Origin of the sequence: Pontibacter silvestris (assembly GCF_020907275.1) — a bacterium.
Lineage (GTDB): Bacteria > Bacteroidota > Bacteroidia > Cytophagales > Hymenobacteraceae > Pontibacter > Pontibacter silvestris.
Genome location: NZ_JAJJWI010000005.1, coordinates 13,387 through 34,137 on the forward strand (window position 1 = coordinate 13,387; position 20,751 = coordinate 34,137).

18 protein-coding genes are annotated in these 20,751 nt (G+C 42.7%); 6 read left to right on the forward strand and 12 right to left on the reverse strand.

Going from position 1 to position 20,751, the window contains the following annotated elements; translation table 11 throughout:
• Positions 1–213: 213 nt before the first annotated feature.
• From LN995_RS05805 to LN995_RS05815, 3 genes are all read right to left on the reverse strand, one after another.
• A complete protein-coding gene (locus tag LN995_RS05805) occupies positions 214–2,097 on the reverse strand; it encodes an LTA synthase family protein (protein ID WP_229959329.1) in 1,884 nt (627 codons plus the stop codon).
• Positions 2,098–2,257: 160 nt separating this feature from the next.
• A complete protein-coding gene (ald, locus tag LN995_RS05810; protein ID WP_229959331.1) occupies positions 2,258–3,370 on the reverse strand; it encodes an alanine dehydrogenase in 1,113 nt (370 codons plus the stop codon).
• Between the two features lie 228 nt (positions 3,371–3,598).
• Entirely contained in the window at positions 3,599–4,381 is a 783-nt protein-coding gene (locus tag LN995_RS05815) for a DUF1573 domain-containing protein (protein ID WP_229959333.1), read from the reverse strand.
• Between the two features lie 203 nt (positions 4,382–4,584).
• Here LN995_RS05815 and LN995_RS05820 point away from each other — a divergent pair, with 203 nt between their 5' ends.
• Both LN995_RS05820 and LN995_RS05825 read left to right on the forward strand, forming a co-directional pair.
• Entirely contained in the window at positions 4,585–6,993 is a 2,409-nt protein-coding gene (locus tag LN995_RS05820; RefSeq protein ID WP_229959335.1) for an alpha-ketoacid dehydrogenase subunit alpha/beta, read from the forward strand.
• A gap of 465 nt (positions 6,994–7,458) precedes the next feature.
• Positions 7,459–7,704: a hypothetical protein gene (locus LN995_RS05825; protein ID WP_229959337.1), complete on the forward strand. Its 246-nt coding sequence runs from the start codon at positions 7,459–7,461 to the stop codon at positions 7,702–7,704.
• Positions 7,705–7,884: 180 nt separating this feature from the next.
• Here LN995_RS05825 and LN995_RS05830 read toward each other — a convergent pair whose 3' ends face one another.
• Together LN995_RS05830 and LN995_RS05835 are read right to left on the reverse strand one after the other, a co-directional pair.
• Complete coding sequence (locus tag LN995_RS05830; RefSeq protein WP_229959339.1) at positions 7,885–8,148, reverse strand: hypothetical protein; 264 nt, start codon at positions 8,146–8,148, stop codon at positions 7,885–7,887.
• A gap of 416 nt (positions 8,149–8,564) precedes the next feature.
• Complete coding sequence (locus LN995_RS05835) at positions 8,565–9,110, reverse strand: hypothetical protein (RefSeq protein ID WP_229959341.1); 546 nt, start codon at positions 9,108–9,110, stop codon at positions 8,565–8,567.
• Between the two features lie 75 nt (positions 9,111–9,185).
• Between LN995_RS05835 and LN995_RS05840 the strand changes: the two genes are divergently transcribed.
• Together LN995_RS05840 and LN995_RS05845 are read left to right on the forward strand one after the other, a co-directional pair.
• Complete coding sequence (locus LN995_RS05840) at positions 9,186–10,181, forward strand: long-chain-fatty-acid--protein ligase (RefSeq protein ID WP_229959343.1); 996 nt, start codon at positions 9,186–9,188, stop codon at positions 10,179–10,181.
• A gap of 34 nt (positions 10,182–10,215) precedes the next feature.
• Complete coding sequence (locus LN995_RS05845; RefSeq protein WP_262910423.1) at positions 10,216–11,136, forward strand: zinc-dependent peptidase; 921 nt, start codon at positions 10,216–10,218, stop codon at positions 11,134–11,136.
• A 53-nt stretch (positions 11,137–11,189) separates the two neighbouring features.
• Here LN995_RS05845 and LN995_RS05850 read toward each other — a convergent pair whose 3' ends face one another.
• The 4 genes from LN995_RS05850 to LN995_RS05865 form a co-directional block, all read right to left on the reverse strand.
• On the reverse strand, positions 11,190–12,356 hold the full coding sequence (locus LN995_RS05850; RefSeq protein WP_229959347.1) for a sigma-54-dependent transcriptional regulator: 1,167 nt from the start codon (positions 12,354–12,356) through the stop codon (positions 11,190–11,192).
• Between the two features lie 113 nt (positions 12,357–12,469).
• Positions 12,470–13,363: a transglutaminase-like domain-containing protein gene (locus tag LN995_RS05855; protein ID WP_229959349.1), complete on the reverse strand. Its 894-nt coding sequence runs from the start codon at positions 13,361–13,363 to the stop codon at positions 12,470–12,472.
• Positions 13,364–13,604: 241 nt separating this feature from the next.
• Positions 13,605–14,732, reverse strand: coding sequence for a hypothetical protein (locus tag LN995_RS05860; RefSeq protein ID WP_229959351.1), 1,128 nt, complete (start codon positions 14,730–14,732; stop codon positions 13,605–13,607).
• Positions 14,733–14,834: 102 nt separating this feature from the next.
• Positions 14,835–15,626, reverse strand: a complete 792-nt coding sequence (locus LN995_RS05865) for an FRG domain-containing protein (RefSeq protein WP_229959353.1) — start codon at positions 15,624–15,626, stop codon at positions 14,835–14,837.
• 275 nt (positions 15,627–15,901) lie between these two features.
• On the opposite strand from LN995_RS05865, the gene LN995_RS05870 reads away from it, so the two are divergent.
• Positions 15,902–16,789: a manganese catalase family protein gene (locus LN995_RS05870; protein ID WP_229959355.1), complete on the forward strand. Its 888-nt coding sequence runs from the start codon at positions 15,902–15,904 to the stop codon at positions 16,787–16,789.
• A gap of 69 nt (positions 16,790–16,858) precedes the next feature.
• Here LN995_RS05870 and LN995_RS05875 read toward each other — a convergent pair whose 3' ends face one another.
• Genes LN995_RS05875 through LN995_RS05885 form a run of 3 tightly spaced genes read right to left on the reverse strand, consistent with a single transcriptional unit; the run spans position 16,859 to position 19,715 of the window.
• A complete protein-coding gene (locus tag LN995_RS05875) occupies positions 16,859–17,920 on the reverse strand; it encodes a PA0069 family radical SAM protein (protein ID WP_229959357.1) in 1,062 nt (353 codons plus the stop codon).
• Positions 17,921–17,958: 38 nt separating this feature from the next.
• On the reverse strand, positions 17,959–19,245 hold the full coding sequence (locus LN995_RS05880; protein ID WP_229959359.1) for a Y-family DNA polymerase: 1,287 nt from the start codon (positions 19,243–19,245) through the stop codon (positions 17,959–17,961).
• Positions 19,242–19,715, reverse strand: coding sequence for a LexA family protein (locus tag LN995_RS05885; RefSeq protein ID WP_229959361.1), 474 nt, complete (start codon positions 19,713–19,715; stop codon positions 19,242–19,244). Before LN995_RS05885 ends, LN995_RS05880 begins: the two co-directional genes overlap by 4 nt.
• Before the next feature lie 175 nt (positions 19,716–19,890).
• On the opposite strand from LN995_RS05885, the gene LN995_RS05890 reads away from it, so the two are divergent.
• Positions 19,891–20,745, forward strand: coding sequence for an alpha/beta fold hydrolase (locus LN995_RS05890; protein ID WP_229959363.1), 855 nt, complete (start codon positions 19,891–19,893; stop codon positions 20,743–20,745).
• Positions 20,746–20,751: the final 6 nt, after the last annotated feature.

Below are 20,751 nucleotides of genomic sequence, written 5' to 3' on the forward strand. Positions count from 1 at the left end.
CTTCATATATTAGCTCCATTGTTACCGATAACAGTGCGAACCTAAAAGTTGATGGTCCTTTTTTTAGGTATTAGAGGCTTAGGGTTTAACTTAGGAATTGCTTTCTGATAAGATATGTTTGATATTAAAAAATAATGGTGAAGACACTTACATGCTTGAAAACGTGTGAGTGCCTTTACCATTATGTCTATTTATAAGTTGCTCTTATTGGCTTTACTCATTCAGCCAAAAGTATAGCTTGTTACCGATTAACCCGTTTCTTAAATACTGCACATAAGCTTTTAGCTGTTGCTCAGAGGTGGTACTTTTGCTTTGGATTGGGACAGAACTAAAGCCAGGAAATGTGTAAAATCTGACTTGATCGTCAGCTGATAGCTCTGTTACGCCCTGCTGCTGTACCATATAGTAAGAGTTGCCGCTGTAGAACAGTGCTTTTCCCGTTACCGTGGTGTCCAGCATAGACTGTCCGAACGGAAGCACCTTATTTGTCTTAATATTCAGGTAATCTACTACCGTCGGAAAAATGTCTGCCTGCTGTACTACCTGTTCTGGATTTAAGTTTTCGAAGCTTTTGTTTGGGTGAAATAACATGATTGGTATCCGGAAGTAGCCAGGCTCATTCTGGTATGCCGGGTTGTTACCCATTTGAGTGTGGTCGGCGGTAAGTATGAATAGCGTGTTGTTGTACCACGGTTGCTTAGAAGCAGTTTTAAAGAACTCCCGAAGGGCATAGTCGGCATAACCAACAGATTCATGTATTTCCAATTCTCCTTTCGGAAACTGACCTTTATGCTGCGCCGGTATGGTATAAGGGTGGTGCGAACTCAGCGTAAATAAGGTTGCCATAAAAGGCTGTTTAAAGGTCGTTAATTTTTTGGCTACATGTTGTAAGTAGGGCTCATCAAAAATACCCCACCGTCCGTCAAAGTCTTGCTCTCGGCGTTCTGAAGGATACTCATCCAAACCATAATAGTCCTGTATGCCTACCAGGTTCGAGAAATTGTTAAAGCCCATTGTTCCGTTAGCTGCTCCATGAAAGAAAGCCGTATGGTAACCAGCTCCTTGAAGTACTGTGCCCAAACCATATAAAGTATTGCTTTGATATGAAGAGGTAATATAGGGCTCCTGCAGGAGAGAGGGTAAGCCAGCCAACACTGACGGAAGTGCCTCAATAGATTTTCTTCCGTTAGCAAAACCATTACGGAAAAGCAGCCCATGAGCTGCCAATGAGTCCAGGTAAGGAGTATAGCCTTTACCATTGTTTAAAGCGCCTACATATTCTGCTGCAAAACTTTCCAGTACAATGATCACAATATTTTCCTTTACAGGAACACTATCTTGTAGCATGTACTGTTTTGGATCAAACGGCATAGCGGCAAGGGTTGCTTCGTCTGAGGGAAAATAATGCTTCTCCTCCAGCCTTGGCTGCCCTATGCTTTTTATGAAAGTAAAAGGACTGTTCAATGTTAAATGACCCAGTATGGCAGGTTCCAGTACAAAAGCATGGCTTACCCGTAGCGGCTTTAACTGTAAACCTCCACGAATACCCAATACTATAAAGGCAGCCACTACTAACAGGCACAGGTAGCGCCACAGAATATGAGGTTGCTTCAGGTTAAAGTTTCGCTGCCTTGGATACGCTTTGGCTACTGCCATTACGAGCAGCAGAAAAAGCAACACTAGGTACAAGTAGTATTGAATTAGTTGCCCCAGCTGATCCAGGATATCACCTGTAATAGTAAACACTTCATTAGAAGATCGCTTGCCTACAAACTTAAAGAACTCTGCATCTACCAGCGACAGGGCTACAAAGGGCATATTCAGAAGCAGAAACAGTACTAACAGCACCTGCTGATATGTTTTATTAGCCGTATTGCCATGCGGAAAGAGCGAGAGCAGGATAAAGGGAGAGTTGATAATACAAAGTGCCGCTACATCAAAACGCAGGCCATGCACGAAAGCCATTAAGGTAGTAGCTACATCGGCAGAGGCAAAGGTCTTGTAATTAAAAAAATAAAAAGCTATCCGCAGCAGCGTGTACAACCCCAACAGGAGGCCCAAGCGCTTTAGCAGCAGTTTAAGTGTGTTATTAAACATTTTGAGTCAAGTCAGATTTATTTTACTCTCACAGGAAGAATTTTGTAAAGCCATCATTCTGCTCATGCTATTCTCAAATCTAGCCTATATAGTGCTGCAAAGTAAGAGCGCCTTCCTGACATTGTCAAAAAGGCGCCCTCTTTATTAAGATCTGTTCTTATTACAGAACGCTATCAACTTCAGTATATTCCAGGTTAAATGCTTCGGCCACACCCTGGTAAACTACTTGGCCTTTTACTACATTCAATCCTTTCTTTAGTTCATTGTTGTCGGCACAAGCTTTTTTCCAGCCCTTGTTTGCCAATTGGATAGCATAGGGGAGTGTAGCGTTGGTAAGAGCCAATGTAGATGTGTAAGGTACAGCGCCTGGCATGTTAGCAACGCAATAATGTACTACATCGTCAATAATATAAGTTGGGTCTTCGTGCGTTGTTGGCTTACAAGTCTCTATACAACCTCCCTGGTCAACTGCTACGTCGATAACAACAGTGCCCGGTCGCATCTCTTTCAGCATATCGCGTGTAATCAGGTGAGGAGCTTTGGCTCCTGGTATAAGCACAGCTCCGATAATAAGATCGTGTGTAGGCAGCAGTTCACGGATGTTGTATTCATTAGACATGAATGTGTTCACGTTCGCTGGCATAATATCATCCAGGTAACGAAGGCGCTGCAGGTTTGTATCTATAATGGTTACATCGGCACCAAGACCCGCAGCCATTTTAGCAGCATTAGTTCCTACCACACCACCACCAAGAATTAAGACTTTAGCAGGACGAACACCTGGTACACCGCCTAATAATATACCACGGCCCTTCAACGGTTTCTCCAGGTATTTGGCACCTTCCTGTATCGACATACGGCCAGCAACCTCAGACATAGGAATAAGAAGAGGTAAGGCTCTGTCTGCTCTTTCTACTGTTTCGTAAGCCAGGCAAACCGCTTTACGCTCTATCATAGCCCGTGTAAGAGGCTCATAAGAGGCAAAGTGGAAATAAGTGAACAACAATTGATCTTCCTTGATAAGGCTGTACTCAGACTCAATTGGCTCTTTTACTTTAATGATCATTTCAGCGATGCCATACACTTCCTCAATACTTGGAAGAATGGTGGCACCAGCCTGCGTATAAGCTTCGTCGGTGAAACCACTGCCTTCGCCTGCACTGGCCTGTACATAAACAGAGTGGCCATGGCGTAGCAGTTCTACCACCCCGGCAGGAGTAACACCTACACGGTTCTCGTTATTTTTAATCTCCTTAGGAACACCAATAATCATGTCGTTCAGTATAATATAGAGTTATGTTAATGCTAGCGCAAATATACCACAACTTACCTGATTTTAAAGCACAATTCCTTAAGGCTTCTTCTAGCCTGGAGTAAGAAAGAAAGAGAGTAAAAAAAGTGCAATATGAAAAACATTGCCTAATGAATTCAGCCGGGATAAAATGAAAAAAGGCAGCGATAAAATCACTGCCATTAGTACAAAATAAAACTATGAAAAAAACTATCTGAAAGGTGAAGGCTGTGTACCTTCCCTTAACATATTTTTTGAAGCCAGACTTTCTACTACTTCTGCTTTTAGCATGAGTTTAAGTCCTGGCATTACAATATCATTTGAAAGAACGGTTACTACCTCGTTTTGCTCTTTTAACAGCATTGGAGTGTAAGTTAGTTCCAAAATTGCCTGCTGTCCTGCTTTAATTTCTGGCTCCGAAACTTTGTAGCTGACACAGTTACAAGCCGATCTTACACCTTGGATAATTAGCGGCTTTAAGCCGTTGTTTTTTATGGTGAACCTGGCTATTGCTTTTTGTCCTTTTTCAAGTTTTCCAAAGGTATAACTGGTTCTGCCAACTGCCAAACGAGGAGAGTTTAATTTTTGTTCCTCAGTGTAATTAGTTTTTAAATCTTTTGGACCAACCTCTCCTTTAATGTACAAAACATGGCTGGGTGTTTCTGCATTAGATGTAATCGTAATTGATTTATTGAAAGGTCCAGGGCGTCCTGTGCTATTATACATAGCTTTTATTTTCGCTATTTTACCTGGTAATATCGGGTCTTTCGGCCATTCTGGGGTTGTGCAGCCACAGGATGGCTGCACATTCGCAATTATAACCGGTTGGTCTCCTACATTTTTCACAAGAAATTCGTAAGAAGCTAAAGTGCCCTCTGCTATTGTGCCAAAATCGTGAGACTCATTTTTGTAAATAAGTTTACCTTGTGCATTTACCTTGTAACTTGCTATTAGGAAGCAAAGCAATAAAAGCAAATATAGCTTTTTATTCATAAGTACTAGTTTAGCTTAATTTAACTAATTAAACAAGAAAATATAGTCAATCCTTAACAAGGCAAATATAACTAAAATTTACAAAAACAACAGTTCCCAAAAGTGTGCCAATAAGTGTCAGGATGCCGCTAAATTTGAAAATAGTGGATTAATCCGTAATTTTGATTGGAAAAACTTACTACCTACGCTTACACCGGAGAAACATGCAAACTGCAGAAGTATCTATTACTCAAAAGATAACTACAGAAGAAATACTCAACGATTACCGAATTGGATGGGAAAGCCGCCTGGCTAGCCTCACCGGCCGGAAGGAAGTATTTATGGGGAAAGCGAAGTTTGGCATTTTCGGCGATGGTAAAGAGCTGGCGCAATTGGCTATGGCTAAGTTCTTCCGGAATGGAGACTGGCGTTCAGGTTATTACCGTGACCAGACGTTTATGTTTGCCATTGGTGAGCTTACATTGCAGCAGTATTTTGCACAGCTGTATGCCCATACTGATGTAGAAAAAGACCCTTCGACGGCTGGGCGTTCAATGAACGGGCATTTTGGTACGCGCTCACTGGATGAGGAGGGAAAGTGGAAGAACCTGGTAGAGCAAAAGAACTCTAGTGCAGACATTTCTCCTACGGCGGCTCAGATGCCCCGTTTAGTGGGGCTGGCTTATGCTTCTAAGTTGTACCGTCAAAACCCTGAGCTTCATAATATGAAAACCTTTTCCAATAATGGGAATGAGGTTGCTTTTGGAACTATAGGAAACGCATCGACTTCAGAAGGTCCTTTTTTTGAAGCTATCAATGCAGCCGGGGTGTTGCAGGTGCCTATGCTGGTTTCTGTTTGGGATGATGGCTATGGAATTTCGGTGCCTTCAGAGCACCAGACTACAAAAGGAAGTATATCTGAAATATTGTCTGGTTTCCAGCGTAACAGTAAGAACGAACAAGGCTATGAAATCTTTCGCGTTAAAGGCTGGGACTATATTAGCTTGTGTGAAACTTACGAGGCTGCTGTACGTGTCTGCCGGGAAGAGCATGTGCCGGTACTTATACATGTAGAGGAAATGACACAGCCGCAAGGCCATTCCACATCAGGCTCGCATGAACGCTATAAGCCGAAAGACCGACTGGTGTGGGAAGCAGAATTTGACTGCCTTAAAAAAATGCGGGAATGGATTCTTGAAAATGAGATTGCTACTGAAGTACAACTGGAGGTAATTGAGGCTGATGCCAGAGAGGCTGTTCGCACTGCACGTGGAAATGCCTGGAATGAATTTATGGCTGATGTAAAAGTTGACCATAATGAGGCACTTCGCCTGATAGATAATTTAGCCCAGTCAAGTGAGCACACCGCAGAGATTGCAGCTATAGCCGAAGAGCTTCGCAAAACAACAAACCCTATACGAAACGATGCGGTGAAAGCCGTACGCAAAGCCTTACGTTATGCACGTAAAGAACGTAGTGAGGCCAGAAGAGAGCTTGTTGGCTGGATTGAGCAGGTGTTAGGTGAAAACGCGGAGCGATATAACTCTTACCTCTATAGCCAGTCTGATGAGTCTGCTTTACTAGTAGAAGAAATCAAGCCTGAGTATAATGAAAGCTCCCGTTTGGCCGACGGACGGGAAGTGCTGCAGGCTTGCTTTGATGAGATGCTTGCGCGGGACCCCCGGGTTTTTGCTTTAGGTGAAGATGTTGGTTATATAGGGGATGTTAACCAAGCCTTTGCCGGCTTACAGGATAAGTACGGCGATATGCGTGTAACCGATACAGGTATACGGGAGTGTACTATTATAGGACAGGGAATTGGTGCCGCCTTGCGGGGACTGCGTCCAATAGCCGAAATTCAATACCTGGATTACCTGCTATATGCCATTCAGATTATGTCTGATGATTTGGCTAGCCTGCAGTACCGTACCAAAGGAGGCCAGAAAGCCCCTATGATTGTGCGTACCCGTGGGCACCGTTTGGAAGGTATATGGCACTCAGGGTCTCCTATGGGTATGATTTTGCATAGCATAAGAGGTATGCATGTGCTTGTGCCACGTAACATGACACAGGCAGCAGGCTTTTATAATACCATGTTACAGTCTGATGAGCCCGCTTTGATTATTGAATGCTTAAATGGTTATCGTTTAAAAGAGCAGATTCCTAGTAATGTGGGTGAGTTTACAGTGCCTCTAGGGGTGCCTGAGATATTGAAGCGTGGTACCGATGTAACTGTAGTGACATATGGCTCTATGTGCCGCATTGTGATGGAAGCTGCCAATCAATTGGAGGAGCTTGGTATTTCCTGTGAAGTTATTGATGTGCAGACGCTGTTGCCATTTGATCTGGAGCATGTTATTACAGATTCTATCCAGAAGACAAATCGAGTGTTGTTTACCGATGAAGATGTACCAGGTGGAGCCACTGCTTATATGATGCAGCAGGTAATAGACGAACAGGAAGCGTGGCGCTATTTAGATTCAAAGCCACAGTGCCTTTCAGCTCAAGCTCATCGACCAGCCTATGCCACAGATGGAGACTATTTTTCTAAGCCAAATACAGAAGATGTGTTTGAGGCAGTATATGGTATTATGCATGAGGCAGATCCTGAAACTTATCCGGCTATTTTCTGATGTGAGTTAATTTTATAAAACAAAAGGCCTGTGGTCACAAACCACAGGCCTTTTGTTTTATAAAGATGTATAAGTTATTTCTAACTTGTATGATTTAAGCAGTCCTCCATAAAAGAAAAAGGCAGCTATAAGCTACCTTCTTAACCTAAACCAATTTAATAACCTGTTTTACGCAAAAAAGATATCTGAGGTTTTACATTTTGTGTGAAACTTTGAAAAAATAACATACAAAAAGCCCTGCAAACACAGGGCTAATGCTCCTCCCTCTAAAGGAAAGAATGGTTTAGGTTAGAAGGAACTGCAATACAGCCTTTCTTACTTAAATTAAATATATCAGATATAGATAAGATAAGCAAGCAGAAGTAAACTTATATTCTTATGTAACCATAACTAGTAAGCCTGCCTGTAAGATTTTATACTAAAGTTTTGCATACTATTGGTTTATATCTGCCGTATACTATGTACATGGATTTACACCAGTTTATATACAAGCCTTTTGATCAACGAGCAGCAGATGTATTAAAATATGGTACATTTCTGGCTGCTCGTATAGAGCGTGGGTATCATGTTTTGCTTTATGATATGAGAGATTTTTATGCCGAGGCATGGTACGATCCTACAAAAAGCAAGATAACGGTAGTAGTTGGGTTTGCTAGCGTCTTGTGTTTAGAACCTTTTCTTGAAGCTATTGAGTTACCCGGGGTAATTTAACAGTGGTTCAGTACATTTCATTCCTCGTTATGTAAACCAGAAACATTTTTGCAAAAGAATATCATATCTAGCGTGTACCTCAAATACTATAAAGTATAAAAGACAAAAAAGGAAACATAATGTTTCCTTTTTTGTCTTTTATACTTTATAGTATTTGTTAAACTTCAAAATTAAGCTTAATTAGTCGTTGCCTTGTAGCTTTACAAGTTTATTATAAACACCTAAAAGTAGAAAAGATGGAGCCCATTGTCCAACGAATAAAGCTTCCTCGTCTTTTTTAATTATTTTAAGCGTTGCAGAAACTGCCATAGAACCTAATGCAGCCCACAAATATACGTCTGAAGGTATTTTTGCTGTCTGGTTCTCAATAGCTGTAGCTACAGGTCCTTCTTTTTGTTCTGGATTAATCTTATCTACTTTATTTTTTACGTCTGATGCATCCATAGTTTTTAATGTTAGTTTTAAAGTTTGCTAATTTATGTTAATAACGGATTAAGAATTATATGGTTTACAAATTCCACTTTTATTGAAAATCTGGCGTAAGCTTAATAGCTTTCGAACCTGTTGTTAATATGTAAGTCGCCCTATTCAAATAATATTTTAACATACCTGAAAACACATTCGTAGCATAATCGGAGCAAGAGCTTTATAGGTTGATGCTTTTTGTTCTGCTGCAAATGGGCTTAAGACGAGAAAAGTGGGAGTCAGTTATTCTGTATACTGATTAAGGGTAAGGGAACAGGATGCACTAAAACAACAAAAGCAGAAAAGCCCAAAGAATCTGCTACCACTTTAGTAGTAAATTCTTTAGGCTACCTTATATAGCAGAATACCGAGTGATCTGTTAATTTAACAAGCAGTTATTCACCACCACTAAACAATATTATATCACTTGTAGTTACTGTGTTACTTTTATTTAAAGCTCTGTCGTAAATAAAAACCTCAAAGCGGATAGTATCACCTGGGTTAAAAATATCTGAAGTAAAGCTGGGGATGGAGTATCTTATCTCGCCTTCCAGTGCTTCGCTTCTATCGTCACTGGAAAGCCTTGGGAAACGGCCGTTAAAGTTTAGCGATGAACCTCCTGAAAAGTAAGGCTCGTATTGTCCATTTCGCTTTACCTGAAGTTCAGCAATAAAATTATTCTCATACTCCGAGCCAGTATCAAAAGGAGGGTCCCTATCTACACCTTCTTCACGAGCCAGGCCTAAATCTCCGTTTCCATCCTGATAACCAATTACTAAAACAAGAGAGTCTTGTTGCACTCTGTTTTTCTCAAATGTGTATTGATCCACCCGCCGGAATTCAATTTGTGGCGGGTCTGGATAAGTCGGTTCCTTACGGCAGGAACTGAACGCTAATAGTAGAAACAACAAAGGTGCACTATACTTTAGCATATATTTCATGTGTGATTTCAGAAAATGAAGCTAAATTTACTAAATCAAACGAATACATATAGAAATTGTTATAAGATAATTTGGATGGATTTTAAGACGCAGCACATCCGGCTTCTACACCAAAATACTCATTTAGACTTCAACGCTACAGCTCTCGATTTATTTCGCTACCAGGCTCAGCACAATCCGGTTTATAAACTGTATTTGCAATACCTAAAGGTAGAGCCACAGCAGATAGAAAAGCTAGAGCAAATCCCTTTTCTTCCTATAGAATTCTTTAAGAGCCATGAGATAATAACAGGAGAGTTTGAGCCTGAGGTAACTTTTTATAGTAGCGGCACTACCCAAATGACGCGCAGCAGGCATTTAGTTTCTGATCTTAGCTGGTATACGCAGACTACAAAACTGATATTTGAACAGTTCTATGGTCCTTTACAGGATTATGTCGTGCTGGCACTTTTACCGTCTTACCTAGAGCAGGGGGGCTCTTCATTGGTAGCGATGGTAGATTATTTTATAAAGCAGACAGGGCAGCAGGAGGAGGGCTTTTACCTGCGGGAGCATAATAAACTCTTACAGGCTATGGAACATGCAAGGCAGAAAGGCAAAAAGGTGCTGTTAATAGGTGTCTCTTATGCTTTGCTTGACTGGGCTGAGGAGCTACAGGGAAAGAAAGACTTTAGTGATGTAACGATAATGGAGACAGGTGGTATGAAAGGCCGCCGCCGCGAAATGACACGAGAGGAACTTCATGCACACCTGCAGCAGGGGTTTAGTGTGGAGGCCATTCACTCGGAATATGGAATGACTGAATTACTTTCGCAGGGATACTCTAAAGGCAAGGGCATTTTCTGGCCTGGTTATACAATGTGTGTTTTGCTGCGTGACCTTAACGACCCTTTTGACATTAGGCCTGACTTACGCTCTGGTGGCATTAATGTCATCGATTTGGCCAACATAGATTCCTGTGCTTTTATAGAAACAAAAGATATTGGCCGGGTACATGCAAATGGCAGTTTCGAAGTATTAGGCCGTTTTGATAATTCGGACATCAGAGGGTGTAATTTACTTATTTCGTAACATCTTTCTGGGCTTATGAGCGTTTAAGTGGCGCATGGGGTATCTATTTTTTATTGTCTTTATAGGAGGGCTCTGTTTTCTTTTATACAGATGGGCTACGCGAAAAGAGCGTAGGCGTAAGCAAGTGCTGACACAGGAATTTCCTGTAGAATGGCGAAAAATTTTGCAGGACAGAGTTGGCTTTTACCATACGCTAAAGGAGGAGGAGCAGCAGCGGTTTGAGAAAATGCTGCAACTGTTCTTAGCAGAAAAACGCATTACAGGCATTGATACCGTGGTGGACGATACAACTAAAGTTTTGGTTGGTTCCAGTGCTATTATTCCTATTTTCGGGTTTCAGGATTGGGAGTACAATAACCTGGGAGAGATTCTGATTTTTCCTGGTAGCATAAAACGTTACCAAGAAAAAGATAATGAAGCTGTTTCAGAGGTGCTGGGGCGGGTGAATCCTTTTCAGAACGACCACTATGTAACACTATCTAAACCTGCTTTGGAGCGAGGCTTTAATGATATGCAGGATCGTAAGAATGTGGGTATACATGAGTTTGCGCATATGCTCGACCAGGCAGATGGTGAAATAGACGGTATACCGAAGGCTTATTTACCGGAAGAATTGCTGAGGCCCTGGCAGGAGCTCATGTACCGCAAAATAAAAAGCATAAACAAAGGCAACTCCGATATTGATAGTTATGGAGCTACCAGCGAAGCTGAGTTCTTTGCCGTAGTTACGGAGTACTTTTTTGAGAAGCCAGACCAACTTGCTGAGAAGCACCCTAAACTATATGAATTACTGACTAAGGTGTTTCATCAGAAATTAAAGCGCCGTTTTCGTATTAACTTTAGGAAGCTGCTAAACCCCTATGGCAAACGGATTGGCCGGAATGAGCCATGCCCGTGCGGGAGTGGAGAGAAATATAAGAACTGCTGTCGGTTGAAGAAGAAAGCAGCAGCTTAAAAAAAGCCCCTCTGTTGTTTGTACAGCAGAGGGGCTTTTCGAAATTAGTTTAATCAACTTACTACTGGCCGGGCATAAGCCTTTGCATCTTCAGCAGTTACTTCGGGGCCGCTCATAATTACAAGGCGCTCTACCACGTTACGTAACTCCCGGACATTACCTCTCCAATCCAGTCCTTGTAAATATTCCAGCGCGTCAGGAGTGATCGTCTTAGGCTTGTTGCCATAATCATTAGCAATGTCGTTCAGGAACTTCTGCACCAGGTCTGGTATGTCTTCGCGCCGGTCGTTAAGAGGCGGCACGTGTATCAGGATCACGCCCAGGCGGTGGTACAAGTCTTCCCGGAAGTTTTTTGCTTCAATTTCTTCCAGCAGGTTTTTATTGGTCGCAGCCACAACGCGTACATCTACCTGTATATCTTTATCTCCGCCTACGCGTGTAATTTTGTGTTCCTGCAGGGCACGTAGTACCTTAGCTTGCGCCGATAGGCTCATATCGCCTACTTCGTCCAGGAACAAAGTACCTCCGTTGGCCTGCTCAAACTTGCCAATGCGCTGCTTTACCGCTGACGTAAAGGAGCCTTTTTCATGGCCAAACAGTTCACTCTCGATAAGCTCGCCGGGTATGGCCGCGCAGTTTACTTCAATTAAAGGACCGTTGCTGCGGTTACTGTTCTCATGTAAAGCGCGTGCTACCAGTTCCTTGCCTGATCCGTTAGGGCCTGTTATCAATACACGGGCATCAGTAGGGGCTACTTTTTCAATGGCCTGCTTTACCCGCCCCAATGCTTCTGACGCGCCAACCATCTGGTAATTCTTGGAAATTTTCTTTTTCAGAATCTTTGTTTCCGTTACCAAACTAGCCTTATCCAGAGCATTGCGTACCGTTAACAGCAGGCGGTTCAAGTCAGGTGGTTTCTGCAGAAAATCATAGGCTCCCTTTTTAGTGGCCTCTACGGCTGTATCTATAGTGCCATGCGCAGACACCATAATAAATGGTGTGTCTGGTACTTGTTCCATGGCTTTTTCCAACACTTCGATACCATCCATGCCAGGCATTTTAATGTCACAAAGTACCACATCGTACTTTGACTTGCCTAAGAGCTGTAGTCCTTTTTCACCGTCTTCCGCTTCATCTACAGTATAGCTTTCAAACTCAAGAATCTCTTTTAATGTGCTACGGATGGCCCGTTCATCATCAATAATCAGGATTTTGGGCATATGTGCGTTTTGTTTTGTGTGGGCTAATTTTAAAAAATAAACAGCCGCTTGTCAAGCGGCTGCCATAATGTACGTGTAAAATCTGTTTATAGCTATATTTATTGCTTTGCTTTTTAGTTGTTAAAGGTGATTACACTGTAAAGCTCCGGATCCAGAAAAGGGCCTCCAGGGTAACCAGCAGTATAATCAAAGTTAATCCAGAGTTCACCACCTGTTTCGTGGAAGTGTATTTTCCCCCCGCTCACTTCATCTGGGAAGAGTGTGCGAATAGCAAGGCTTACTTTTTCCAAATCATCAATAGTGCCTACTTTCACTTCTGTGTACATGTGCCCGGTAGTAATTACGACACGGGCTTCACCTCCAATAGACATGATGGATGAGGCCATTAAAATAGAATAATCATCACAGTCACCTGCCAGCAAGCGAAGGCTTTCTGTAGGAGGAGAGTAGTAATCCATGCCTAATGGGTCGTTTACATACCGCCAGTTCATGCGCACATGTTTAAATAAAGAGAAGTACCGGGTTATTTTACCAAACCTGCGATAATACTCATCATTAAAATAGCGTGTAGAGTTTTCTACTGCAAAGGCGCGTACCTTAGGGTGTGTGGACTGTACGGCACTTTTTACCCGGTGCTCCTGAAAATAAGTGCCTCGCACTGGTTTGAAGTAAGAAACCTTATGTGGGTTACTTGTCATGTTCACAAGCATGGCATTATAATCAGAGTAAATGCCTTCCAGATTTGTATCGTAGAAAGTGCTGTTGTACACCAAAGTGCCTAGTATGACGACAAACAGTAGTACAGTAAGTTTCGGGCTAACTTTTGTAATGATTAGCGACACAACAGTAGCTACTACGAGGCACAGCATAAAGTGGAGCTCATAATCCATAGAGCCATAAGGTGGCACATAAAAGCTTAGCAGTACCGCCATCGGAAACACGATGATGATCTGAATAAATCGGATTACGAACTGTTTAAGTAAAGAAGGCTGAAATAACCGCGTCATATATTCCCATGTTCTAGGTTTCTGGCGCTCTCTTATGCCTTTAAAATTCTGTAAAAGTATAGCGAGAGATTGCTCTATAGACTTAACGCAAATTTCAGACCTTTTTACTCTTTTCAGACCTGTTTTTTGTAAAAAGTTATTGCGGCTAACTCTTAGTAAACTTATTATTCTTTAACCCTGTATGGCTAAGCTGTCAGCAAGGCTGAATAGTTTCTTTTAAAAAGCAGCGTTAATTCTCCTCTTACTGGTATTGAATGTACAAAGGCTTAGGTTCTAAGGCTAGGATCTCTTCAGGAGTCATCATGCGAGAGCCATTTTTGAGATCGTTTTTATAGAATAGTTTAAATCCTGTGAATTGTACTGGTTCCTGCTGAATATAGCGTCTATAGGTATCGGTTTTCAACTGTGGGCGGCCCCAACCGTCCATGTGCATAACAATTTGTACTTCTGGGTGCAATTTTATGTTCTCACTGTTTGTGATCATGCCTTGTGTGAAACGGTGCACAATCAACAGTTTAGGTGGCAGGTTATGCTCTCTTACCAACTGTGCCAGATAATCAGCAGCATAGTTAATATCTTCGGCATCATACGTTCCGATTTTCTTACCAGGCACATTTCCGCCTTTCATAGAAAATTCAGGGTCTATACCTAAATGCACATTTGGCAGTTGCAGGTAAAGAACCAGCGCAGGAATCTCTTCCTGTAAAGTGCTTTGGCCAACCTGTATATCCAGAAAAACAATAGCATTACGTTTCTTTGCTATCTCCAGCACATCATCAATCATTTTGTTGGTCATCCGCAGCCTGTATTTGCCGCCAGCACTCGGATGCCCTTGTGCCGTTACGACGATGGCATGTAACGCAGGTTGTACAGGTGTAAGAGAATCGGCTGCTTCCCATTGGGCAATTTCATTATCCATTTTCTCCAGCATCTGTTCTGGGGGCAGTTCCCCTAATATGCCCATACGCTTCGAAAGCAGGTTGCCATAATAAGCTATAATACGTTTATGCGGAAGTATAGCCCCTTTAAGTGGTCGCGGGCCCGGGTAGTTCCAAGTGGTATCTTCTGGTACAGCAGCCTTTTCAGGTGCAGCAGCAACTGGTGCTGTGGTGCTATCTGGTGGAGCAGTTATAGAAGCAGATGGCTGTACTGTAGAAGTAGAATCTGCTCTTGTTTCATCTTGTTTTGCTGCCTGTTCTGGTTCCTGGCTACAAGCACTTAACAATATCAGGCTGCAGAGTAAGACTGAAGCAGACTTTAGTATATTGTTGTACTTCTTGTATAAGAACCAGAAGCTGTCTTTTTGCAGGGTAAGTGTTTTCTTTGTTTTAAAGTAAGAGGTATTACCAATCAGCCAACGCAGATTCATCAACATCAATCATAAGGGTGTAACGTGGAGTGAAAATAGGAATTATTTCTGACGTATTTTCTTATTTGTTCACATATTCAGAAAATTACAGGCTATAAAAATTTATATGTGTGTATAATGCCGCTTCAACCATTCGCTGAGCCCTGATAGCCCAGGCATTAGCACCCGCTCTGTAATATTGGCCTGATCCAACTTGTCTCGTATCTCCCACTTAACCTCTGCCGGGATAATCACTCGGAAATACAATTCCTTATGTCGCTGCAGCCAGTTACTAAGCTCAGCCTTTACATCTGACATCATAGAAAACAGCGCATACTGATGCACAATGCGGGCATCCAAAGATGGAGGCTCCATAAATAAAACAAAGTCTTCTTCCTGAAAATTGGCTAACGCTTTTAACGAGGGGCAAACAGGCTCCAGTACTTCTGGTGTAAAAACGTTTGACCCTTCTTCCTGTAAAGCTTTTTTGAGGGGCATAGGCAGAAACTCTCTTGACTTTACATAATTCATACACCATATAGCCCCGTCTTCATTATACTTTGACAAATCCTGCGTTGCAAAGTGCAGTGCTACTAAAGGAGAGTAAGTCCAGTCCAGGAGCCGGGTAGGCAGGCCATGATGCTGTGCTACTGCCAGCCAGTTCCAGATGGAATCGCCAGGAGAGGCGTTATTGTGGGCATATTTCCTGAAGTTACGTAAAATATGTGGCTCCAGCTTGTCGTGCTGTGGCCCTAAACGGGAGATACTTGTGCTTAGGTCAAAGTTCATGTTTCCTGTGCCTCTAAACACATAATTAGATCTGAACCGATGGATTTTGTCGTTCCAGCTATGATCAAAAAGTGTTGATTGTGCTTCTGCCCAATTTTTGACAACAACGTCTGTACCTTCTTGCATGTGTTAGTCTGTCTTTATTAGTAGAGGTGCTGAGTTGTGGGATGTGGCCCTGCATACATACTATAATGCTAAACAGAGGTTACATTGGTTTGGGTTGTTATCTTTAATTGTTAAGGCGTAAATAGTTGAATATATTTACTTTATTATTCAATTATATAGATTATTAATTATTGATTTTATCTATGTTGTATAGACAAAATCAATACGGCGTTGCAACAACAACTGCAGCCTTACCGCGTATCCTTTGATATGTTTAATCTAAACGAGACAAATTTATGTTTTATCACGATGGTAAATTACAGTACAAAGTAAGAGTGGATAAACCAAATCCAGCTTTTGCTAATATGCTTCAGCAAGCTATAGGGGGAATTGAAGGTGAGATAAGAGTTTGTTTGCAATATCTATTTCAGGCCTGGGGGTCCAGAGGTCCTAAAAAGTACCGTGACATGTTAATGGAAACAGGTACAGAAGAAATAGCACATATAGAAATGCTGGCTACTGCAGTCGCTCTGAACCTGGAAGGCGCACCAATGTCTATGAAAGATGAAATGGCCAAAGATAGCGTTATTGGAGCTGTTATGGGTGGTATGAATCCAAGACACGTTTTATCATCTGGTTTGGCAGCGTTGGCGGTAGATAGTAATGGAGTACCTTTTAACGGCTCTTGGGTAGTAGGTAGCGGAAATTTGGCTGCGGACATGTATGCAAACGTACAGGCAGAGTCTACAGGACGTACCTTGGCTACCCGCCTTTGGGAAGCTACTGATGACCATGGTATGAAAGACATGCTGGCGTTCCTGATTGCGCGGGATACAATGCACCAGAACCAATGGCTGGCGGTGTTGGAAGAATTAGGCGGACTGAATGGTGTACACCCTATTCCGAATAGCTTCCCGCAAACTGAAGAGAACAAAAATTTCAACTATGCATTCGTATCAACCAAAGTAAATGACCTGGAAGATGATGCCAATGAAATGATGAATTCTCGTTGGGCGTCAGGTCCATCTATGGACGGTAAAGGCGAATTTAAATTTAAGCGTGCTATGCCAGAAGGTGGCGAGCCTCAGCTAGGACCACCAGATCCAAGAGGTCATGCTCAGACAGAGCAAATGACTGGCTCTATGGGCGCAGGCATGATTAACAAAATCAAAGATGCTTTATAAGCCAGTCCAAAACTAATGACTAACAACAAGAGCGGAGGTACAGCTAAAAAGCTGCCTCCGCTTTTGCTTTTAAAACAAACCCAATTGCTTACCTGCTTTTGTACAGAAATGGTTGTAGTTGTAAGGCCTCATCTGGCGGTTGGGCATAAACTTTTGCCTGCTTATTCTGAAAAGTTTGGCAATGGTTTCTGCAAACTGTCCTTCTCCACGCATACGGGTACCAAAGCGGCTGTCGTTTAACTGGCCACCGTGGCAGTCGGCAATTTGCTTTAGTACTTTTTCTGCTCTGTCTGGAAATGCCTCTTTTATCCAGTCTTCGAAGACAGGACCGATATTACCATTAAGGCGCACTATATTATAAGCCGCATTGCTGGCGCCAGCTTCGGCAGCGGCTTTTATAATGGCGGGAACTTCTGAGTCGGTAAGGCCCGGAATAACAGGGGCTACCATAACATTTACTGGCAACCCTGCCGTGCTTAATTGCCGTACTACTTCCAGCCTTTTAGCTGCTGAAGCCGTTCGTGGCTCCAGTTTTTGCCTTACTTTCTCTTCCAGGGTAGTAATACTAATATTCACATGCACCAGGTCCAGCTTACTTAACTCCTGCAACAGATCCAGATCCCGAAGTATAAGTGCATTTTTGGTGATAATACTAACTGGGTGGCGGTACTGTAGGAGCACTTCGAGTATGCGCCTGGTCAACAGTTTTTTAGCTTCTATGGGTTGGTAGCAGTCGGTGTTGCCTGCCAGCATAATTGGCATTACCTTCCAGTTCTGGTTTTCTAACTGCTGTGCCAGTACTTCTGGAGCATTTTCTTTGATGATGATTTTACGTTCAAAATCAAGCCCGGCACCATAGCCCCAGTACTGGTGCGTGTTACGGGCATAGCAGTAAATGCAGCCATGTTCACAGCCTTGGTAAGGGTTTAAAGAGTAGCCCAAGCCAAGGTCGGGGCTATCTACTTTGTTTACTATTTTCTTCGGATGCTCTTTAAAAAATTGAGTTTTAGAGTTGGATAGCATAGGCTCATCCAGCCCCTCTATGTGCTCTGCCACGTACTCTTGTTTCAGGTACGGGTTTGCAGGGTTGTACTGAGCTCCCCGGCCTTTTAAGTATTCTTCTGATTTCACAGCTTGTATCAAGTTAACTGAAAATAAATCAACAGCTACTATGCCTGCACGCACAGCAGTTCATTAAGGTGTGTAGTATAGCGTTCTGACCTGTACATACTCTTCATTTCCCAGGGGTTAGGTCGTTTCTCCTGGTCATACACACCTTGTGCTGCGGTTGTAACTGTATCCCTGCCCCAGGTACTGTTGATACTGTCTACTGCCTGCATCAGGCGTTGGTGCTTACTTCGGTCTATTGTGTCTAATAGGGGGAGTTGTGCGTTTGCCTGCGGGCAAATCTCTGATACAATCACGCCGCTTTTTTTGTAGCGATAGCCTTTCTTGTAAAGAGGCTTCAAGGCCATATTTGCATACTTTATTAACTCTAAGGTACTGTTTGTGGCTACAGGCAGCATAATAGTTTTACTGTTGTAATAAGCAGGTTTGTTCTTGAAGGGATAAGCTTGCAGGTACACCGTAAGTACTTTGGCACAACTCTGCTGACGGCGCAGTTTGGCAGCACATAGTGTTGCATAGTAAGCTGTTGCTTCCTGTATATGTTCCAGGTTAGTGGTAGGGTTGCCAAAAGAGCGAGAGGTGCAGATGTTTTGCTTGCTGTCCGGTGTCTGCTCCAGTTCTATACATGGTTCTCCTCGTAATTCTTTAGCGGTGCGGAGGCCTACTACTGTCAGGTGCTTTTTTACAAAAGCATCTGAGGCCTGTGCTAAATCAAGAGCAGTGTGTATCCCAAAGCCTGCAAGCTTGTGTGCATTACGTTTCCCGATTCCCCACACATCACCTACTTTCGTGCGGGCTAATATATCTTCTATCTCCTTCGTGTCCTGTAGTATGGCTACCGCTTGTTTTTCTCCTGACTTTTTAGTCATTCGGTTTGCCAGCTTAGCCAGCGTTTTAGAGGGTGCTATACCTACAGACACAGGTATACCTGTCCATTTAACTACAGTTTGACACAGTTTCATAGCATGTTGCTGTAAATCCTGTGAGAGCAGATTACTTAAATCAAGAAAAGCCTCATCAATAGAATAAACTTCTATACCAGGAGAGAACGTAGCCAGTATTTGCATCACTCTGGCTGACATGTCGCCATACAAGGCGTAATTGCTGCTAAACACTTTTACATGATGCTGCTTCACCAGTTCTCGTGTCATAAACTCAGGCTGCCCCATAGGTATGCCCAGTGCTTTAGCCTCTGCGGAGCGGGCAATAATGCAGCCATCGTTGTTAGACAGCACTACAATGGGCTTTCCCTCTAGTTTTGGCTTAAATACCCGCTCGCAGGAGGCATAGAAGTTGTTACAGTCTACCAAGGCAAATAGCTTCTTCATAGGTTTCTTTTTATTTTATGCAGCGACCACACCACCACACCCCAGGGTTTGAAATCCATTTCATCGGTTAGCTTCAAAGGTGGGTACTGTTGGTTTGCCGGTTGCAGATAAAATACATCTCCTCGGAGTACCAGCTGTTTTACTGTAAACTCTCCGTCCACTACCCCTATAATCACCTGCCCACTTTGGGCCTCTAAGGAACGGTCTACCACTAGCAGGTCTCCGTCATACAGCCTGGCATCGATCATAGACTCACCTCGTACCCGTACCAGGTAAGTAGCAGATGGATTGCTGATGAGCAGGCGCTGCAGATTTACATGATCCTCCAGGTAATTATCAGCGGGAGAGGGAAAGCCAGCTGCTACACAAGACTGCATTAGCGGTAGCTCCAGATCACTTTCTTCCTGCAACGACAAAATCTCAAAGGGCAGAGGTATGTTGGTTTGTAATGTACAAGGTGATTCTCTCATAGTTCCAGTTTTTTCATCTAACAAAGGACAAATATATATATAGTTTACTAATATTTTTAGTTTATTATACTAATAATATTAGCTTTTGGTTTTCATCTACCTGTTGTTCATGCTTAAAGGAAGTGCTGTTTTATCTGATATCCGTAGTAAGTAACTCAAACCAATTAATTAAAATATGGATGTGCGTGAGAAAGAATACCTCGTTAATGGCATTAGCTTACATGTGGCAGAATCCGGCAAAGCTGAGGGAGACCTTATTTTGTTTCTGCATGGGTTTCCTGAGTTCTCGTATGGCTGGAATAAGCAGTTAGCCTACTTTTCTGAAAAAGGCTTTCGGGCAGTAGCACCAGACCAGCGAGGATACAATTTAAGCAGTAAGCCTTCCGGCGTGGAATCATATACTATCAAGAATCTGACAGACGACATTGTGGCTCTGATCCGGCAGCTGACTGACAGAAAGGTTTACCTGGTGGGACATGATTGGGGCGGTGCGGTGGCCTGGACACTAGCTATGCTGCATCCGCAGCTATTGGAAAAGCTCATTGTTCTTAATATGCCGCACCCGGCAGTAATGAAGGAAAACCTGAAAAAGAACCCTAAACAGATGTTGATGAGTTGGTATACAGGCTTTTTTCAGCTACCTGCGCTGCCAGAGTTTGTTAGCGGTGCTTTTGACCATGAAATGCTGAAAAAAAGCATGCTATCTACTGCTAATGACAATACCTTTTCTGAGGATGATCTGGCACATTACAAAGAAGCCTGGGAGCAGCCTGAAGCTTTAACCAACATGATAAACTGGTACAGGGCTTATAAGCTTAGTGAATTTGATTTAAATGAAGATGTCAGTATTCCTACCTTAATAATCTGGGGTAAAAAGGACAAGTTCCTAAACCAAGGAATGGCAGCTCAAAGCATAATAAGGTGCAAAGACGGACGCTTATTAGCTCTGGAAGATGCCACACACTGGCTTCACCACGAAAAGCCGGACTTGGTAAACAAAGCAATACTTTACTTTGTACAGCAAGAGTAAAATATG